General features: G+C 62.8%; 12 protein-coding genes. All 12 read left to right on the plus strand.

Annotated elements, in window-relative coordinates:
• The first annotated feature begins 26 nt into the window (after nt 1-26).
• The 12 genes from rplJ (at nt 27) to rplW (ending at nt 16,763) form a co-directional block, all read left to right on the plus strand.
• A complete protein-coding gene (gene rplJ / locus AC3ITN_RS04145; RefSeq protein ID WP_313348945.1) occupies nt 27-560 on the plus strand; it encodes a 50S ribosomal protein L10 in 534 nt (177 codons plus the stop codon).
• Nucleotides 561-622: 62 nt separating this feature from the next.
• Nucleotides 623-991: a 50S ribosomal protein L7/L12 gene (rplL, locus tag AC3ITN_RS04150; RefSeq protein ID WP_068849444.1), complete on the plus strand. Its 369-nt coding sequence runs from the start codon at nt 623-625 to the stop codon at nt 989-991.
• 289 nt (nt 992-1,280) lie between these two features.
• Complete coding sequence (rpoB, locus tag AC3ITN_RS04155; protein WP_313348943.1) at nt 1,281-5,435, plus strand: DNA-directed RNA polymerase subunit beta; 4,155 nt, start codon at nt 1,281-1,283, stop codon at nt 5,433-5,435.
• Between the two features lie 89 nt (nt 5,436-5,524).
• Nucleotides 5,525-9,775: a DNA-directed RNA polymerase subunit beta' gene (gene rpoC, locus AC3ITN_RS04160; RefSeq protein WP_313348942.1), complete on the plus strand. Its 4,251-nt coding sequence runs from the start codon at nt 5,525-5,527 to the stop codon at nt 9,773-9,775.
• Nucleotides 9,776-10,165: 390 nt separating this feature from the next.
• The gene (gene rpsL, locus AC3ITN_RS04165) at nt 10,166-10,540 is read left to right on the plus strand and encodes a 30S ribosomal protein S12 (protein ID WP_025879344.1); all 375 of its coding nucleotides are present in this window, start codon (nt 10,166-10,168) and stop codon (nt 10,538-10,540) included.
• A 12-nt stretch (nt 10,541-10,552) separates the two neighbouring features.
• Nucleotides 10,553-11,020 carry a 30S ribosomal protein S7 gene (rpsG, locus tag AC3ITN_RS04170; protein ID WP_313348940.1) on the plus strand — a complete coding sequence of 156 codons (468 nt, stop codon included), beginning with the start codon at nt 10,553-10,555 and terminating at the stop codon, nt 11,018-11,020.
• A 136-nt stretch (nt 11,021-11,156) separates the two neighbouring features.
• On the plus strand, nt 11,157-13,298 hold the full coding sequence (gene fusA, locus AC3ITN_RS04175; RefSeq protein WP_313348938.1) for an elongation factor G: 2,142 nt from the start codon (nt 11,157-11,159) through the stop codon (nt 13,296-13,298).
• Nucleotides 13,299-13,350: 52 nt separating this feature from the next.
• On the plus strand, nt 13,351-14,541 hold the full coding sequence (tuf, locus tag AC3ITN_RS04180) for an elongation factor Tu (RefSeq protein ID WP_313348952.1): 1,191 nt from the start codon (nt 13,351-13,353) through the stop codon (nt 14,539-14,541).
• 334 nt (nt 14,542-14,875) lie between these two features.
• On the plus strand, nt 14,876-15,187 hold the full coding sequence (rpsJ, locus tag AC3ITN_RS04185; protein WP_010341589.1) for a 30S ribosomal protein S10: 312 nt from the start codon (nt 14,876-14,878) through the stop codon (nt 15,185-15,187).
• An 11-nt stretch (nt 15,188-15,198) separates the two neighbouring features.
• Nucleotides 15,199-15,849 carry a 50S ribosomal protein L3 gene (rplC, locus tag AC3ITN_RS04190; RefSeq protein ID WP_313348131.1) on the plus strand — a complete coding sequence of 217 codons (651 nt, stop codon included), beginning with the start codon at nt 15,199-15,201 and terminating at the stop codon, nt 15,847-15,849.
• A gap of 12 nt (nt 15,850-15,861) precedes the next feature.
• A complete protein-coding gene (gene rplD / locus AC3ITN_RS04195) occupies nt 15,862-16,467 on the plus strand; it encodes a 50S ribosomal protein L4 (protein WP_068849458.1) in 606 nt (201 codons plus the stop codon).
• Entirely contained in the window at nt 16,464-16,763 is a 300-nt protein-coding gene (gene rplW / locus AC3ITN_RS04200) for a 50S ribosomal protein L23 (protein ID WP_313348127.1), read from the plus strand. Before rplD ends, rplW begins: the two co-directional genes overlap by 4 nt.
• The last annotated feature ends 2 nt before the right edge of the window (nt 16,764-16,765 follow it).

The following is a 16,765-nucleotide window of genomic DNA, read 5'->3' on the forward strand; positions in this document are numbered from 1 at the left end:
AAGCGGAGTTCAATTGGAGGAGTGCAATGGCTCTCAATCTGTCCCAGAAGCAAGAAGTAGTGGCCGAGGTTGCGGACATCGCTGCCAAGGCTCACTCCTTGATCGCAGCCCATTACGCTGGCACCACGGTCTCTCAGATGACCGCGATGCGCAAGCAGGCACGCGAAACCGGCGTTTTCTTGAAGGTTGTCAAGAACACGCTGGCCGAGCGCGCCGTCAAGGGCACCGAGTTCGAATGTGCAACGGACAAGTTCACCGGTCCGATGCTGTTCGCGTTCTCGCTTGAGGAGCCCGGCGCAGCCGGTCGCCTGATCAAGGACGCCGCCAAGACCAACGCCAAGCTGCTTCCGCAGGTCGTTGCCATCGGTGGTGAAGTGTTCCCGGCAAGCCACGTCGACGTGCTGGCATCGCTGCCGACCCGCGATCAGGCCCTGGCCATGCTGGCCCGCGTCCTGACCGAGCCGGTCACGATGTTCGCCCGCGCCATCAAGGCCATCGGCGACAAGCAGAACGGTGGCGAAACCGCCGACGCTGCCGAGCCGGCTGCCGAAACCGCCTGAGTCGCTGTTTACGTGGTTCCTGACGGAACCTGAACCCAGAAAATTATCCAAAGGTAATCAAAATGTCCCTTACCAACGAACAGATCGTCGACGCCATCGCCGAGAAGTCCCTGATGGAAGTGATGGAGCTGGTCAAGGCCATCGAAGAGAAGTTCGGCGTCTCCGCCGCTGCTCCGGTTGCCGCGGCTGCTGCCGCTGGCCCGGCCGCTGCTGTTGAAGAGCAGACCGAATTCGACGTCATCCTGAAGTCGGCCGGCGAGAAGAAGGTCGAAGTCATCAAGGCCGTCCGTGCCATCACCGGCCTGGGCCTGAAGGAAGCGAAGGATCTGGCAGAAGCCGGCGGCATGATCAAGGAAGCCGCTTCGAAGGACGACGCTGCGAAGTTCAAGAAGGACCTGGAAGCTGCTGGCGCGACTGTCGAAGTCAAGTAAGCAGTTCCTTGCCTCGCCATCGAATCACGGCGATGCAGCCAAGGCTGGGGGCGTAAGCCCCCGGCCTTTGGTCGTTGTTGCAAACCCGACCGGGTAGAGACGACGGTAGAGACGACTGTTGGTCGTCTGCTCCACCGAATTACCGGCCCAGGCCGGCAAGTTGGTAGTTGGAAGTAGCGGGAGAAGGCGTGCTGGTGCCGGCAATACCAGCGACTTCCAACTGACAATTTTCATGTTCCCTTCGGACCACGCCTCCATGGCGGGGCCCGCACAGCCAAGGTGAGACCCCATGACGTCATATTCCTTCACCGAAAAGAAGCGTATCCGCAAGGATTTCGGCAAGCAGCGCTCGATCCTCGAAGTGCCTTTCCTGCTCGCCATCCAGGTGGATTCCTATCGCGAGTTCCTGCAGGAAAACGTGGATCCGGCCAAGCGCCGTGATCTCGGCCTGCACGCGGCCCTGAAGTCGGTGTTCCCGATCGCCAGCTACAGCGGCAACGCTGCGCTGGAATACGTCGGCTACAAGCTTGGCGAACCGGTGTTCGACGAGCGCGAGTGCCGCCAGCGCGGCATGAGCTACGGCGCGCCGCTGCGCGTGACCGTGCGCCTGGTGATCTACGACCGCGAGTCGTCGACCAAGGCCATCAAGTACGTGAAGGAGCAGGAGGTCTACCTCGGCGAAATCCCGCTGATGACCGACAACGGCACCTTCATCGTGAACGGTACCGAGCGCGTGATCGTCTCGCAGCTGCACCGTTCGCCGGGCGTGTTCTTCGACCACGACCGTGGCAAGACCCACAGCTCGGGCAAGCTGCTGTACAGCGCCCGCATCATCCCGTACCGCGGTTCCTGGCTGGACTTCGAGTTCGACCCGAAGGACGCGCTGTTCACCCGTATCGACCGTCGCCGCAAGCTGCCGGTGTCGATCCTGCTGCGTGCGCTGGGTTACAGCAACGAAGAAATGCTGGCCGAGTTCTTCGAGATCAACACGTTCCACATCAATCCCGATGAGGGCGTGCAGCTCGAGCTGGTGGCCGAGCGCCTGCGCGGCGAGACCCTGAACTTCGACCTGGCCGACGGCGACAAGGTCATCGTCGAAGCCGGCAAGCGCATCACCGCGCGTCACGTCAAGCAGCTGGAAGCCTCGGGCATTGCCGCCCTGGCCGTGCCGGACGATTACATCGTCGGCCGCATCCTGTCGCACGACGTGGTCGATGCCAACACCGGTGAACTGCTGGCCCAGGCCAACGACGAAATCACCGACGAACAGCTGCAGGCCTTCCGCAAGGCCGGCGTCGATGCCGTGGGCACCCTGTGGGTGAACGACCTGGATCGTGGCCCGTACCTGTCCAACACCCTGCGCATCGACCCGACCAAGACCCAGCTGGAAGCCCTGGTCGAGATCTACCGCATGATGCGTCCGGGCGAGCCGCCGACCAAGGACGCCGCGCAGAACCTGTTCCACAACCTGTTCTTCACCTTCGAGCGCTACGACCTGTCCACGGTTGGCCGCATGAAGTTCAACCGCCGTGTCGGCCGCAAGGAAGTCACCGGCGAAGCCGTGCTGTACGACCGCAAGTACTTCGGTGAGCGCAACGACGAAGAGTCCAAGCGCCTGGTCGCCGAGCACGGCGACAGCTCCGACATCCTGGAAGTGATCAAGGTCCTGACCGAGATCCGCAACGGTCGCGGCGTGGTCGATGACATCGATCACCTGGGCAACCGTCGCGTCCGTTCGGTCGGTGAAATGGCCGAGAACGTGTTCCGCGTGGGCCTGGTCCGCGTCGAGCGCGCGGTCAAGGAGCGCCTGTCGATGGCCGAATCCGAAGGCCTGACCCCGCAGGAGCTGATCAACGCCAAGCCGGTCGCCGCTGCCATCAAGGAGTTCTTCGGCTCCTCGCAGCTGTCCCAGTTCATGGATCAGAACAACCCGCTGTCGGAAGTGACGCACAAGCGTCGCGTCTCGGCACTGGGCCCGGGCGGCCTGACCCGCGAACGTGCCGGCTTCGAAGTTCGCGACGTGCACCCGACCCATTACGGCCGCGTCTGCACCATCGAAACGCCGGAAGGCCCGAACATCGGCCTGATCAACTCGCTGGCCGTGTACGCCCGCACCAACCAGTACGGTTTCCTCGAGACCCCGTACCGCAAGGTGCATGACGGCAAGGTCTCCGACGACATCGAGTTCCTGTCGGCCATCGAAGAAAACGAGTACGTCATCGCCCAGGCCAACGCCCTGACCGATGCCAAGAGCATGCTCACCGAGCAGTTCGTGCCGTGCCGTTTCCAGGGTGAGTCGCTGCTGAAGCCGCCGGCGGAAGTCCACTTCATGGACGTCTCGCCGATGCAGACCGTGTCCATCGCGGCCGCGCTGGTTCCGTTCCTGGAACACGATGACGCAAACCGTGCACTGATGGGCGCCAACATGCAGCGCCAGGCCGTGCCGACCCTGCGTGCGCAGAAGCCGCTGGTGGGTACCGGTATCGAACGCGCCGTGGCCCGTGACTCGGGTGTGACCGTGAATGCCCGTCGTGGTGGCGAGATCGTGCAGATCGACGCCGGCCGCATCGTGGTCAAGGTCAACGAAGCCGAGATCACCGACGCGACCGACGCCGGCGTGGACATCTACAACCTGATCAAGTACACCCGCTCCAACCAGAACACCTGCATCAACCAGCGTCCGCTGGTCGAAGTGGGCAACGTGGTGGCGCGTGGCGACGTGCTGGCTGACGGTCCGTCCACCGACATCGGCGAGCTGGCCCTGGGCCAGAACATGCTGATCGCGTTCATGCCGTGGAACGGCTACAACTTCGAAGACTCCATCCTGCTCTCCGAGCGCGTGGTGGAAGAGGATCGTTACACCACGATCCATATCGAAGAGCTGACCTGCGTTGCGCGTGACACGAAGCTGGGGCCGGAGGAAATCTCGGCCGACATCCCGAACGTCTCCGAGCAGGCGCTGAACCGCCTCGACGAGTCCGGCGTGGTGTACATCGGTGCCGAAGTGCGCGCCGGCGACATCATGGTCGGCAAGGTCACGCCGAAGGGCGAAAGCCAGCTGACCCCGGAAGAGAAGCTGCTCCGCGCGATCTTCGGCGAGAAGGCGTCCGACGTGAAGGACAGCTCGCTGCGCGTGCCGCCGGGCATGGACGGCACCGTCATCGACGTGCAGGTCTTCACCCGTGATGGCATCGAGAAGGACAAGCGCGCCCGTCAGATCGAAGAGTCTGAAATCAAGCGCGTCAAGAAGGACTTCGACGACCAGTTCCGCATCCTGGAAGCGGCGATCTACGCACGCCTGCGCTCGCAGATCGTGGGCAAGGTGGCCAACGGTGGTACGAACCTGAAGAAGGGCGACACCATCTCCGACGCGTACCTGGACGGCCTGAAGAAGGCTGACTGGTTCGTGCTGCGCATGAAGGACGAGGACGCCTCGGAAGCCATCGAACGCGCCCAGAAGCAGATCCAGGCGCACGAGAAGGAATTCGAGCGTCGCTTCGCCGACAAGCGCGGCAAGATCACCGCCGGTGACGACCTCGCTCCGGGCGTGCTGAAGATGGTCAAGGTGTTCCTGGCCGTGAAGCGCCGCATCCAGCCGGGCGACAAGATGGCAGGCCGCCACGGCAACAAGGGTGTGGTCTCCAACGTGGTGCCGGTCGAGGACATGCCGTACATGGCCTCGGGCGAGACCGTGGACATCGTGCTGAACCCGCTGGGCGTGCCGTCGCGTATGAACATCGGCCAGATCCTCGAAGTGCACCTGGGCTGGGCCGCCAAGGGCCTGGGTCGCAAGATCCAGGGCATGCTCGAGGCACAGGCGGCGATCAGCGACCTGCGCAAGTTCCTGGACGACGTGTACAACCACGACAAGACCCAGCATGCCAACCACGTTGACCTGACCCAGTTCAGCGACGAGGAGCTGCTGCGCCTGGCCGGCAACCTGACCGACGGCGTGCCGATGGCCACCCCGGTGTTCGACGGTGCCAGCGAAGCCGAGATCAAGCACATGCTTGCGCTGGCGGACCTGCCGCTCAGCGGCCAGACCCAGCTGTTCGACGGTCGCACCGGTGAGGCATTCGATCGCCACACCACCGTGGGCTACATGCACTACCTGAAGCTGAACCACCTGGTCGACGACAAGATGCACGCCCGTTCGACCGGTCCGTACTCGCTCGTTACCCAGCAGCCGCTGGGCGGCAAGGCGCAGTTCGGTGGCCAGCGCTTCGGTGAAATGGAAGTCTGGGCGCTGGAAGCCTACGGCGCGGCCTACACCCTGCAGGAAATGCTGACGGTGAAGTCCGATGACGTGCAGGGCCGCAACCAGATGTACAAGAACATCGTCGACGGTGAGCACGAGATGGTCGCGGGCATGCCGGAATCCTTCAACGTGTTGGTGAAGGAAATCCGCTCGCTGGCCATCAACATGGAACTGGAAGACAACTGATCGCGCAGGCGCGGCTGCCCCGGCAGCCGCGCCGCCGGAAGTGAATCGACAGCCCCATCGACAAGATTTCCTCCTTTCGGAGAAACACCATGAAAGACCTGCTCAACCTCTTCAACCAGCAGCGCCAGACGCTGGACTTCGACGCGATCAAGATCGCGCTGGCCTCGCCGGACCTGATCCGTTCGTGGTCCTTCGGCGAAGTGAAGAAGCCGGAAACCATCAACTACCGTACCTTCAAGCCGGAGCGTGACGGCCTGTTCTGCGCCGCCATCTTCGGCCCGGTCAAGGACTACGAGTGCCTGTGCGGCAAGTACAAGCGCATGAAGCACCGCGGCGTTGTCTGCGAAAAGTGCGGCACCGAAGTGACCCTGGCCAAGGTGCGCCGTGAGCGCATGGGCCACATCGACCTGGCCTCGCCGGTCGCGCACATCTGGTTCCTCAAGTCGCTGCCGTCGCGCATCGGCCTGATGCTGGACATGACCCTGCGTGACATCGAGCGCGTGCTGTACTTCGAAGCCTACGTGGTGACCGAGCCGGGCCTGACCGCCCTGGAGCGCCGCCAGCTGCTGACCGAAGAACAGTACCTGCAGGCCCGCCAGGAGCACGGCGACGACTTCGACGCCGCCATGGGCGCCGAGGCGGTCTACGAGCTGCTGCGCACCATCGACCTGCAGTCGGAAATGACCCGCCTGCGCGAAGAAATCGCCAGCACCGGTTCGGAAACCAAGCTCAAGCGCCTCACCAAGCGCATCAAGCTGGTCGAAGCCTTCCTGGAATCGGGCAACCGTCCGGAATGGATGGTCATGACCGTGCTGCCGGTGCTGCCGCCGGACCTGCGTCCGCTGGTTCCGCTGGATGGTGGCCGCTTCGCGACCTCCGACCTGAACGACCTGTACCGCCGCGTCATCAACCGCAACAACCGCCTGCGCCGCCTGCTCGAGCTGAACGCGCCGGACATCATCGTGCGCAATGAAAAGCGCATGCTGCAGGAATCGGTCGATGCGCTGCTGGACAACGGCCGTCGCGGCCGTGCCATCACCGGCACCAACAAGCGCCCGCTGAAGTCGCTGGCCGACATGATCAAGGGCAAGCAGGGTCGCTTCCGTCAGAACCTGCTGGGCAAGCGCGTCGACTACTCGGGCCGTTCGGTCATCGTGGTCGGTCCGTACCTGCGCCTGCACCAGTGCGGCCTGCCGAAGAAGATGGCGCTCGAACTGTTCAAGCCGTTCGTGTTCGCCAAGCTGCAGCGTCGTGGCCTGGCCACCACCATCAAGGCCGCCAAGAAGCTGGTCGAGCGCGAAGAAGCCGAAGTCTGGGACATCCTGGAAGAGGTCATCCGCGAACACCCGGTGATGCTGAACCGTGCGCCGACCCTGCACCGTCTGGGCATCCAGGCGTTCGAGCCGGTCCTGATCGAAGGCAAGGCCATCCAGCTGCACCCGCTGGTCTGCACCGCGTTCAACGCCGACTTCGACGGTGACCAGATGGCCGTCCACGTGCCGCTCTCGCTGGAAGCCCAGCTGGAAGCGCGTGCGCTGATGATGTCCACCAACAACATCCTGTCGCCGGCCAACGGCGAGCCGATCATCGTGCCGTCGCAGGACGTCGTGCTGGGTCTGTACTACATGACCCGCTCGCTGGAGAACAAGAAGGGCGAGGGCATGGCCTTCGCCAACATCTCCGAAGTGAAGCGCGCCTATGACAACCGCGTGGTGGAACTGCACGCACGCGTCAAGGTCCGCATCACCGAGGTGGTGACCGACGAGGAAGGCAACAAGCAGAACAAGACCTCGATCGTGGACACCACGATCGGTCGCGCCCTGCTGGCCGAAATCCTGCCGGAAGGCCTGCCGTTCGCGCTGGCCAACACCGAGCTGACCAAGAAGAACATCAGCCGCCTGATCAACTCCAGCTACCGTCAGCTGGGCTTGAAGGACACGGTGGTGTTCGCCGACAAGCTGATGTACACCGGTTTTGCCTACGCAACCCGTGCGGGCGTGTCGATCGGTATCGACGACATGCTGATCCCGGACGAGAAGCGCGGCATCCTCACCGAGGCCGAAGCCGAAGTGCTGGAAATCCAGGAGCAGTACCAGTCGGGCCTGGTCACCGCCGGTGAGCGCTACAACAAGGTGGTCGACATCTGGTCGCGTACCAATGAACGCATCGCCAAGGCGATGATGGACACCATTGGTACCGAGAAGGTGATCAACGCCAAGGGCGAGACCATCGACCAGAAGTCGATGAATTCGCTGTACATCATGGCCGACTCCGGTGCCCGTGGTTCGCAGGCGCAGATCCGCCAGCTGGCCGGCATGCGTGGCCTGATGGCCCGTCCGGATGGCTCGATCATCGAAACGCCCATCAAGGCGAACTTCCGTGAAGGCCTGAACGTGCAGGAGTACTTCAACTCCACCCACGGTGCCCGTAAGGGTCTGGCCGATACCGCGCTGAAGACGGCGAACTCGGGTTACCTGACCCGTCGTCTGGTCGACGTGGCGCAGGACGTGGTGATCACCGAGGTGGATTGCGGTACCACCGAAGGCCTGACCATGACCCCGATCGTGGAAGGCGGCGACGTCGTGGAGCCGTTGAAGGACCGCGTGCTGGGTCGTGTCGTGGCCGAGGACGTGTTCCTGCCGGGCAACGACGAAGATCCGATCGTGACCCGCAACACGCTGCTCGACGAAGCCTGGGTCGCCAAGCTGGAAGATGCCGGCGTGCAGAGCATCAAGGTGCGCTCGACGATCTCCTGCGCCTCGGCGTTCGGCGTCTGCGGTCGCTGCTACGGCCGCGATCTGGCCCGTGGCCACATCGTCAACATCGGTGAAGCGGTCGGCGTCATCGCCGCGCAGTCGATCGGCGAGCCGGGTACCCAGCTGACCATGCGTACGTTCCACATCGGTGGTGCGGCATCGCGTGCGGCTGCCGTGGACAACATCACGGTGAAGACCACCGGTTCGGTGAAGTTCAACAACCTGAAGTCGGTCGAACATGCCAGCGGTTCGCTGGTCGCGGTCTCGCGCTCGGGTGAAATCTCGGTGCTCGATGCCCACGGTCGTGAGCGTGAGCGCTACAAGCTGCCGTACGGCTCGATGATCGCGTCCAAGGACGGCGATGCAGTGAAGGCTGGCCAGACCGTGGCCAACTGGGATCCGCATAACCACCCGATCGTGTCCGAAGTGGCGGGTTTCATCCGCTTCATCGACTTCATCGACGGCGTCACCGTCATCGAGAAGACCGACGAACTGACCGGCCTGGCCTCGCGGGAGATCACCGATCCGAAGCGTCGTGGTTCGCAGGCCAAGGAACTGCGCCCGATCGTGCGTATCGTCGATGCGAAGGGCAATGACCTGACGATCCCGAACACCGATCTGCCGGCCCAGTACCTGCTGCCGCCGCGTTCCATCGTCAACCTGCAGGACGGCGCCGCCGTCGGCGTAGGCGACGTGGTTGCCAAGATCCCGCAGGAAGCGTCCAAGACCCGCGACATCACCGGTGGTCTGCCGCGCGTGGCCGATCTGTTCGAAGCCCGCAAGCCGAAGGATCCGGCGATCCTGGCCGAGCGCTCGGGCATCATCAGCTTCGGCAAGGACACCAAGGGCAAGCAGCGCCTGATCATCAAGGACACCGATGGTTCGGAGCACGAAGAGCTGATTCCGAAGTACCGCCAGGTGATCGTGTTCGAAGGTGAGCACGTGACCAAGGGTGAAACCATCGTGGACGGCGAGCCGAGCCCGCAGGACATCCTGCGCCTGCTGGGTGTCGAGCCGCTGGCGGCCTACCTGGTCAAGGAAATCCAGGACGTGTACCGCCTGCAGGGCGTGAAGATCAACGACAAGCACATCGAGGTCATCACCCGCCAGATGCTGCGCAAGGTCGAGATCACCGACCAGGGCAGCAGCAAGTTCCTGAATGGCGAGCAGGCCGAGCGCCAGCGCGTCATCGAGGAAAATGCACGCCTGACCACCCGCAACGAGCTGATCGCCCGTTTCGATCCGGTCCTGCTGGGTATCACCAAGGCGTCGCTGGCCACCGAGTCGTTCATCTCGGCCGCGTCGTTCCAGGAAACCACCCGCGTGCTGACCGAAGCTGCCGTCCGCGGCACCTCGGACAACCTGCGCGGCCTGAAGGAAAACGTCATCGTCGGCCGTCTGATCCCGGCCGGTACCGGCCTGGCCTACCACGCCAACCGTCGCAAGAACGCCTCGGGGCTGACCGATTCGGAGATGCAGCAGCTGTCCGGTTCGCCGGTGGTGGCTGAGGCGGCTCCGGTCGTCGCGGCGGCCGTGGCAGCGGTCATCGACTCGACCGACGCCGATTCGGCTTCGGACGAATGATGCACCCGGTCCGGCCCTCGGGCCGGACCACCCGGGGAGGGTCGATACGACATCCCCAGGGGTAAGGGCACCACCGTGGGTGGTGCCAAACAGGTAGGGCACCCCCGTTGGGGGTGTCACACCGGCCGAGTAGGTGGCGTTATCGCCACCAATGAGGTAGGATGCCCGCCGGTCCGCGAAAGGGGGCCGGTTGACAATCTGAACGGGGGGCACGGAAAAGGCTCCCCTGTAACGGCCCGGGATCAGGGCTGGCCGGGCGCGTGCGCATTTGACTGCGTTTTCGCCGGGTTGCTACAATCGTCTGTCTCAGCAGGCCGGTCTCTCGCCTGCTCGCACATATCCGCATTCATGGCCAGTTTTTTCATTGGCCTCTCTCAGAAGAACTTACTGATGGCGACGATCAATCAGCTTGTCCGCAAGCCGCGGCAGGCAACCACTTACAAGAGTGCCTCCCCGGCTCTTGAAAAGTGCCCCCAGCGCCGTGGCGTCTGCACGCGCGTGTACACCACCACTCCGAAGAAGCCGAACTCGGCGCTTCGCAAGGTTGCCAAGGTCCGCCTGACCAACCAGGAAGAAGTGATTAGCTACATCGGCGGCGAAGGCCACAACCTGCAGGAGCACTCCGTGGTCCTGATCCGTGGCGGTCGCGTCAAGGATCTGCCGGGTGTGCGTTACCACACCGTGCGTGGTTCGCTGGACGCCTCCGGCGTTGCCAAGCGTCGCCAGGGCCGTTCCAAGTACGGCGCCAAGCGTCCGAAGAGCTAAGGGAAAGTACACATGTCTCGTAAAGGTAATACGCCGCAGCGCTCTGTCCTGCCGGATCCGAAGCACGGAAGTGAAACCATCGCACGCTTCATCAACATGGTGATGCTGAGCGGCAAGAAGTCGGTCGCTGAAAAGATCGTCTATGGCGCCATGGATGTGATCGGCGAAAAGAACCCGAACACCATCGAGCTGGTTCAGAAGGCTCTGGACAACGTGGCTCCGTCGGTCGAAGTGAAGTCCCGCCGCGTCGGCGGTGCGACCTACCAGGTGCCGGTCGAAGTGCGTTCGTCGCGCAAGATGGCCCTGGCCATGCGCTGGCTGATCGACTCGGCCCGTAAGCGTGGTGAGAACACCATGCCGAAGAAGCTGGCTGCAGAACTGCTGGATGCCTCGGAAAACCGTGGTGGCGCCATCAAGAAGCGCGAAGAAACCCACCGCATGGCCGAAGCCAACAAGGCCTTCGCCCACTACCGCTGGTGAGTTTGACGGCCTTGCAAAACAGGCACGGCAGCACCATCTAGGTGCTGCCTCGCGGCCCCAGAAGGGCTGCGCCAATCCGAAGGCCGCCGAAAGGCGGCGTTCGGCCATCCGAATTCCAAGAAATTGAGAGGCTCCCGTGGCCCGCACCACTCCCATCGAGCGTTACCGCAATTTCGGCATCATGGCCCACATCGATGCCGGCAAGACCACCACGTCCGAGCGCATCCTGTTCTACACCGGCAAGAGCCACAAGATCGGTGAAGTGCACGACGGCGCTGCCACCATGGACTGGATGGAGCAGGAGCAGGAGCGTGGCATCACGATCCAGTCCGCTGCCACCACCGCGTTCTGGAAGGGCATGGACAAGTCCCTGCCGGAGCACCGTTTCAACATCATCGATACCCCCGGACACGTCGACTTCACCATCGAAGTGGAGCGTTCGCTGCGCGTGCTCGACGGTGCGGTGTTCGTGCTGTGCGCCGTCGGTGGCGTTCAGCCGCAGTCGGAAACCGTGTGGCGCCAGGCCAACCGGTACAAGGTGCCGCGCATTGCGTTCGTCAACAAGATGGACCGCACCGGCGCCAACTTCACCAAGGTCGTTGGCCAGTTGAAGGCCAAGCTGGGTGCCACTGCCGTGCCGATGCAGCTGCCGATCGGCGCTGAAGAAAACTTCAAGGGCGTGGTCGACCTCATCAAGATGAAGGCCATCCACTGGGATGAAGCCTCGCAGGGCATGAAGTTCGAGTACCTGGAGATCCCGGCCGACATGCAGGAAGAGGCTGACGCAGCTCGTACCTTCATGATCGAAGCGGCTGCCGAAGCCAGCGAAGAGCTGATGGAAAAGTACCTGGGCGGCGACGAGCTGACCGAGGCCGAAATCATCGAAGCCCTGCGCGTGCGCACCCTGGCCACCGACATCGTGCCGATGTACTGCGGCTCGGCGTTCAAGAACAAGGGCGTGCAGGCCATGCTGGACGGCGTGGTGCAGCTGCTGCCGTCGCCGATCGACGTGCCGGACGTGACCGGTACCGACGTCGACGACGAAACCATCGCGCTGAGCCGCAAGTCTGACGACAAGGCGCCGTTCTCGGCCCTGGCCTTCAAGATCATCACCGATCCGTTCGTGGGCGCGCTGACCTTCTTCCGTGTCTATTCGGGCACGCTGAACGCCGGCGACCAGCTGATGAACTCGGTCAAGGGCAAGAAGGAGCGCATCGGTCGCATCCTGCAGATGCACTCCAACGATCGTGAAGAGATCAAGGAAGTGCTGGCCGGTGACATCGCCGCGGCGGTGGGTCTGAAGGACACCACCACCGGTGACACCCTGTGCTCGCAGGACCACCCGATCATCCTGGAGCGCATGGTGTTCCCGGAGCCGGTCATCTCGATGGCCGTCGAACCGAAGACCAAGTCCGACCAGGAAAAGATGGGTCTGGCGCTGGGTCGTCTGGCCCAGGAAGATCCGTCGTTCCGCGTCAAGACCGACGAAGAATCCGGCCAGACCATCATCTCGGGCATGGGCGAGCTGCACCTGGACATCATCGTCGACCGCATGAAGCGCGAGTTCAACGTTGAAGCCAACGTCGGCAAGCCGCAGGTGGCCTACCGCGAAACCATCCAGCTGCAGGACGTCAAGTCGGACTACAAGCACGCCAAGCAGTCCGGTGGTAAGGGTCAGTACGGTCACGTCGTGATCGAGCTGTCGCCGATCACCGCTGAAGACCGTGCCGATCCGAAGATCGCGCCGAACATCAAGGACGACTTCCTGTTCGTCAACGACATCACCGGTGGCGTGATTCCGAAGGAATTCATCCCGTCGATCGAAAAGGGCCTGCGCGAAACCATCACCAGCGGTCCGCTGGCGGGCTTCCCGGTCGTGGACGTGAAGGTCAAGCTGGTGTTCGGCTCGTACCATGACGTCGACTCCTCGGAAATGGCGTTCAAGCTTGCCTCGTCGATGGCCTTCAAGCAGGGCTTCGCCAAGGCCAAGCCGGTTCTGCTGGAGCCGATCATGAAGGTCGAGATCGTGACCCCGGAGGATTACCAGGGTGACGTGATGGGCGACGTCAGCCGTCGTCGTGGCGTGCTGCAGGGTTCGAGCACCACCGGTGACGGTTCGGCCAGCATCATCAACGCGATGATCCCGCTGGGCGAAATGTTCGGTTACGCCACCTCGCTGCGTTCGCAGACCCAGGGTCGCGCGACGTTCACGATGGAATTCGATCACTACGAGCCGGCGCCGAACAACATCGCCGAAACCGTGATCAAGAAGGCCTGAGCGTAAGCTCAGGTCTTTATCTCCCTCTTTCTGATATCCAAGGTATACAACAATGGCAAAGGGTAAGTTCGAGCGCACCAAGCCGCACGTCAACGTCGGCACCATCGGTCACGTCGATCACGGCAAGACCACGCTGACCGCCGCACTGACCAAGATCGGTGCCGATCGCTTCGGTGGCGAATTCAAGGGCTATGACGCCATTGACGCCGCGCCGGAAGAGAAGGCTCGTGGCATCACGATCTCGACCGCACACGTCGAATACGAATCTGCCGTTCGCCACTATGCGCACGTCGATTGCCCGGGCCATGCTGACTACGTCAAGAACATGATCACCGGTGCCGCCCAGATGGACGGCGCGATCCTGGTGTGCTCGGCCGCTGACGGCCCGATGCCGCAGACCCGCGAGCACATCCTGCTGTCGCGCCAGGTCGGCGTGCCGTACATCGTCGTGTTCCTGAACAAGGCCGACATGGTGGACGATGCCGAGCTGCTGGAACTGGTTGAAATGGAAGTCCGCGAGCTGCTGAGCAAGTACGACTTCCCGGGCGACGACACCCCGATCATCTCGGGTTCGGCCCGTCTGGCGCTGGACGGCGACCAGAGCGACATCGGCGTGCCGGCCATCATCAAGCTGGTCGAGGCGCTGGACAGCTGGATTCCGCTGCCGGAGCGTGACGTCGACAAGGCATTCCTGATGCCGGTCGAAGACGTGTTCTCGATCTCGGGCCGCGGCACCGTGGTGACCGGTCGTATCGAGCGTGGCGTGATCAAGGTCGGCGAAGAAATCGAAATCGTCGGTATCCGCGACACCCAGAAGACCACCGTGACCGGTGTGGAAATGTTCCGCAAGCTGCTCGACCAGGGTCAGGCAGGCGACAACGCCGGTCTGCTGCTGCGCGGCACCAAGCGTGACGACGTCCAGCGCGGTCAGGTTCTGTGCAAGCCGGGTTCGATCAAGCCGCACACCGAGTTCGAAGGCGAAGTGTACGTGCTGTCGAAGGACGAAGGCGGCCGCCACACCCCGTTCTTCAATGGCTACCGCCCGCAGTTCTACTTCCGTACCACCGACGTTACCGGCGCTGCCAAGCTGCCGGAAGGTGTCGAGATGGTGATGCCGGGTGACAACGTGAAGATGGTGGTCACCCTGATCCACCCGATCGCGATGGATGAAGGTCTGCGTTTCGCCATTCGTGAAGGCGGTCGTACCGTCGGCGCCGGCGTGGTTGCCAAGATCATCAAGTAATCTGCTAGACTCTGCGCCCCGATGTTGCCTGGGTAGGGCATCGGGGTGCTGAATAAACGGGAAAAGAGGCGCAGGACGCACCTCGTGTTCCCCAGACCAGGAAGGGTCGCGCCATTCAGGCAGTGTCAACAGGTCCCCTGTTGACCGCCGCGTTGTATGCGCGCTATACTTTTTGTCTGGGCAGATCGGGAGACCGGTCTGCCTCGATTTTTGAGGTCTATGGAAAGATCTTGTCGCCGCGCAGGAATGTGCGGCGTCCGCATTCAGGATATTCATGGGACAAGGCAACCCAGAGGCCTTGTCCGTCGCTCTTTTAACGAAGGAACCTACCGCCATGGCGGACCAAAAGATCCGGATTCGGTTGAAGGCGTTCGATCATCGTTTGATCGACCGTTCGGCCAGCGAGATCGTTGAAACGGCAAAGCGGACCGGCGCGCAAGTGCGTGGCCCGATCCCGCTGCCGACCAAGATCGAGCGTTACACCATTCTCGTCTCCCCGCACGTCGACAAGGACGCGCGTGACCAGTACGAGACCCGCACGCACAAGCGCGTGCTCGATATCGTTGACCCGAACGACAAGACCGTGGACGCGCTGATGAAGCTCGAACTGGCTGCCGGCGTCGACGTTCAGATCAAGCTGACCTGAGGACTACGACCATGACGAAGAAATATTCGTTGGGCTTCGTGGGCCGCAAGGCTGGCATGAGCCGCGTTTTCACTGAAGATGGCCGCGCCATCCCGGTGACCCTGATTGAAGCTACCCCGAACCGCATTGCGCAGATCAAGACCGTCGAAGCTGACGGCTACAGCGCCGTGCAGGTGACTGTCGGCGCGCGTCGCGCTGCCCTGGTCAACAAGCCGGAAGCCGGTCACTTCGCCAAGGCGAAGGTTGAAGCCGGTCGTGGCCTGTGGGAATTCCGCGTTGAAGACGCCCAGCTCGGCGATTTCGCCGTCGGTGGCGAAGTCAAGGCGGACATCTTTGAAGTTGGCCAGATGGTCGACGTCCAGGGTGTCACCAAGGGTAAGGGCTTCCAGGGCACCATCAAGCGCTACAACTTCCGTATGGGCGACGCAACCCACGGTAACTCGCTGTCGCATCGCGCGCCGGGTTCGCTGGGTCAGCGCCAGACCCCGGGTCGTGTGTTCCCGGGCAAGAAGATGTCGGGCCACATGGGTGCCGTGCAGCAGAGCACGCAGAACCTGGAAGTTGTCAAGGTCGACGTCGAGCGCGGTCTGATCGCGATTCGTGGCGCCGTGCCTGGCGCTGCGGGTGGTGACGTGATCGTGCGTCCGGCTAGCAAGGCATAAGGAGAGATGACGATGGAACTCGTTATCACGGGTAGCAACAACAAGGTCTCGGTCTCCGATGCCGTGTTCGGTCGCGATTTCAGCGAAGATCTGGTTCACCAGGTCGTCGTCGCCTATCGCAACGCCGGTCGCGCCGGCACCAAGGCACAGAAGACTCGCTCTGAAGTGGCTGGTACCACCAAGAAGTCGAAGAAGCAGAAGGGCGGCGGTGCGCGTCATGGCGCGCTGACGGCTCCGATCTTCGTCGGCGGTGGTGTCACCTTCGCGGCCAAGCCGCGCAGCTTCGAGCAGAAGGTCAACCGCAAGCAGTACCGTGCCGCCATGTGCGCGATCCTGTCCGAGCTGAACCGTCAGGGCCGTCTGACCATCGTGGAGTCCTTCGATGTCGAAGCGACCAGCACGAAGGCTCTGATCGCCAAGCTGGCCGGCCTGGAAGTGGGCAAGCGCCCGCTGATCGTCACCGAAGAGGCCACCGAGCACCTGTACCTGTCGGCGCGCAACATTCCCTACGTGGAAGTGCGTGACGTGCAGGGCCTGGATCCGGTGTCGCTGGTCGGTGCCGACACGGTCGTCATCACCGCTGACGCGGTCAAGAAGGTCGAGGAGTGGCTGGCATGAACAGCAACGAAAAAATCTTCAGCGTGCTGCGTGCTCCGCGAGTCTCCGAAAAGACCGCGCGCCTGCAGGAACATTCCAACCAGTATGTCTTCGAAGTCTCGAACGAAGCCACCAAGGCCGATGTAAAGGCCGCGGTTGAGCAGCTGTTCGACGTCAAGGTCGAAGCGGTCAACGTGCTGAACGTGAAGGGCAAGAACAAGTCCTTCCGTAACCGCACCGGCCGTCGCGGCGATTGGCGCAAGGCATACGTGCGTCTCGCCGATGGCCAGTCCATCGATGTAACGGCCAAGGCCTGAGG

Source organism: Stenotrophomonas sp. KH_036_B (assembly GCF_057839485.1).

What these genes read in the sequence shown, in the direction of transcription:
- rpsL (WP_025879344.1), top strand. Translation starts at nt 10,166, where the DNA reads ATGGCGACGATCAATCAGCTTGTCCGCAAGCCGCGGCAGGCAACCACT.
- rplJ (WP_313348945.1), top strand. Translation starts at nt 27, where the DNA reads ATGGCTCTCAATCTGTCCCAGAAGCAAGAAGTAGTGGCCGAGGTTGCG.
- rpoC (WP_313348942.1), top strand. Translation starts at nt 5,525, where the DNA reads ATGAAAGACCTGCTCAACCTCTTCAACCAGCAGCGCCAGACGCTGGAC.
- rpoB (WP_313348943.1), top strand. Translation starts at nt 1,281, where the DNA reads ATGACGTCATATTCCTTCACCGAAAAGAAGCGTATCCGCAAGGATTTC.
- rplD (WP_068849458.1), top strand. Translation starts at nt 15,862, where the DNA reads ATGGAACTCGTTATCACGGGTAGCAACAACAAGGTCTCGGTCTCCGAT.
- rpsJ (WP_010341589.1), top strand. Translation starts at nt 14,876, where the DNA reads ATGGCGGACCAAAAGATCCGGATTCGGTTGAAGGCGTTCGATCATCGT.
- rpsG (WP_313348940.1), top strand. Translation starts at nt 10,553, where the DNA reads ATGTCTCGTAAAGGTAATACGCCGCAGCGCTCTGTCCTGCCGGATCCG.
- rplW (WP_313348127.1), top strand. Translation starts at nt 16,464, where the DNA reads ATGAACAGCAACGAAAAAATCTTCAGCGTGCTGCGTGCTCCGCGAGTC.
- tuf (WP_313348952.1), top strand. Translation starts at nt 13,351, where the DNA reads ATGGCAAAGGGTAAGTTCGAGCGCACCAAGCCGCACGTCAACGTCGGC.
- rplC (WP_313348131.1), top strand. Translation starts at nt 15,199, where the DNA reads ATGACGAAGAAATATTCGTTGGGCTTCGTGGGCCGCAAGGCTGGCATG.
- rplL (WP_068849444.1), top strand. Translation starts at nt 623, where the DNA reads ATGTCCCTTACCAACGAACAGATCGTCGACGCCATCGCCGAGAAGTCC.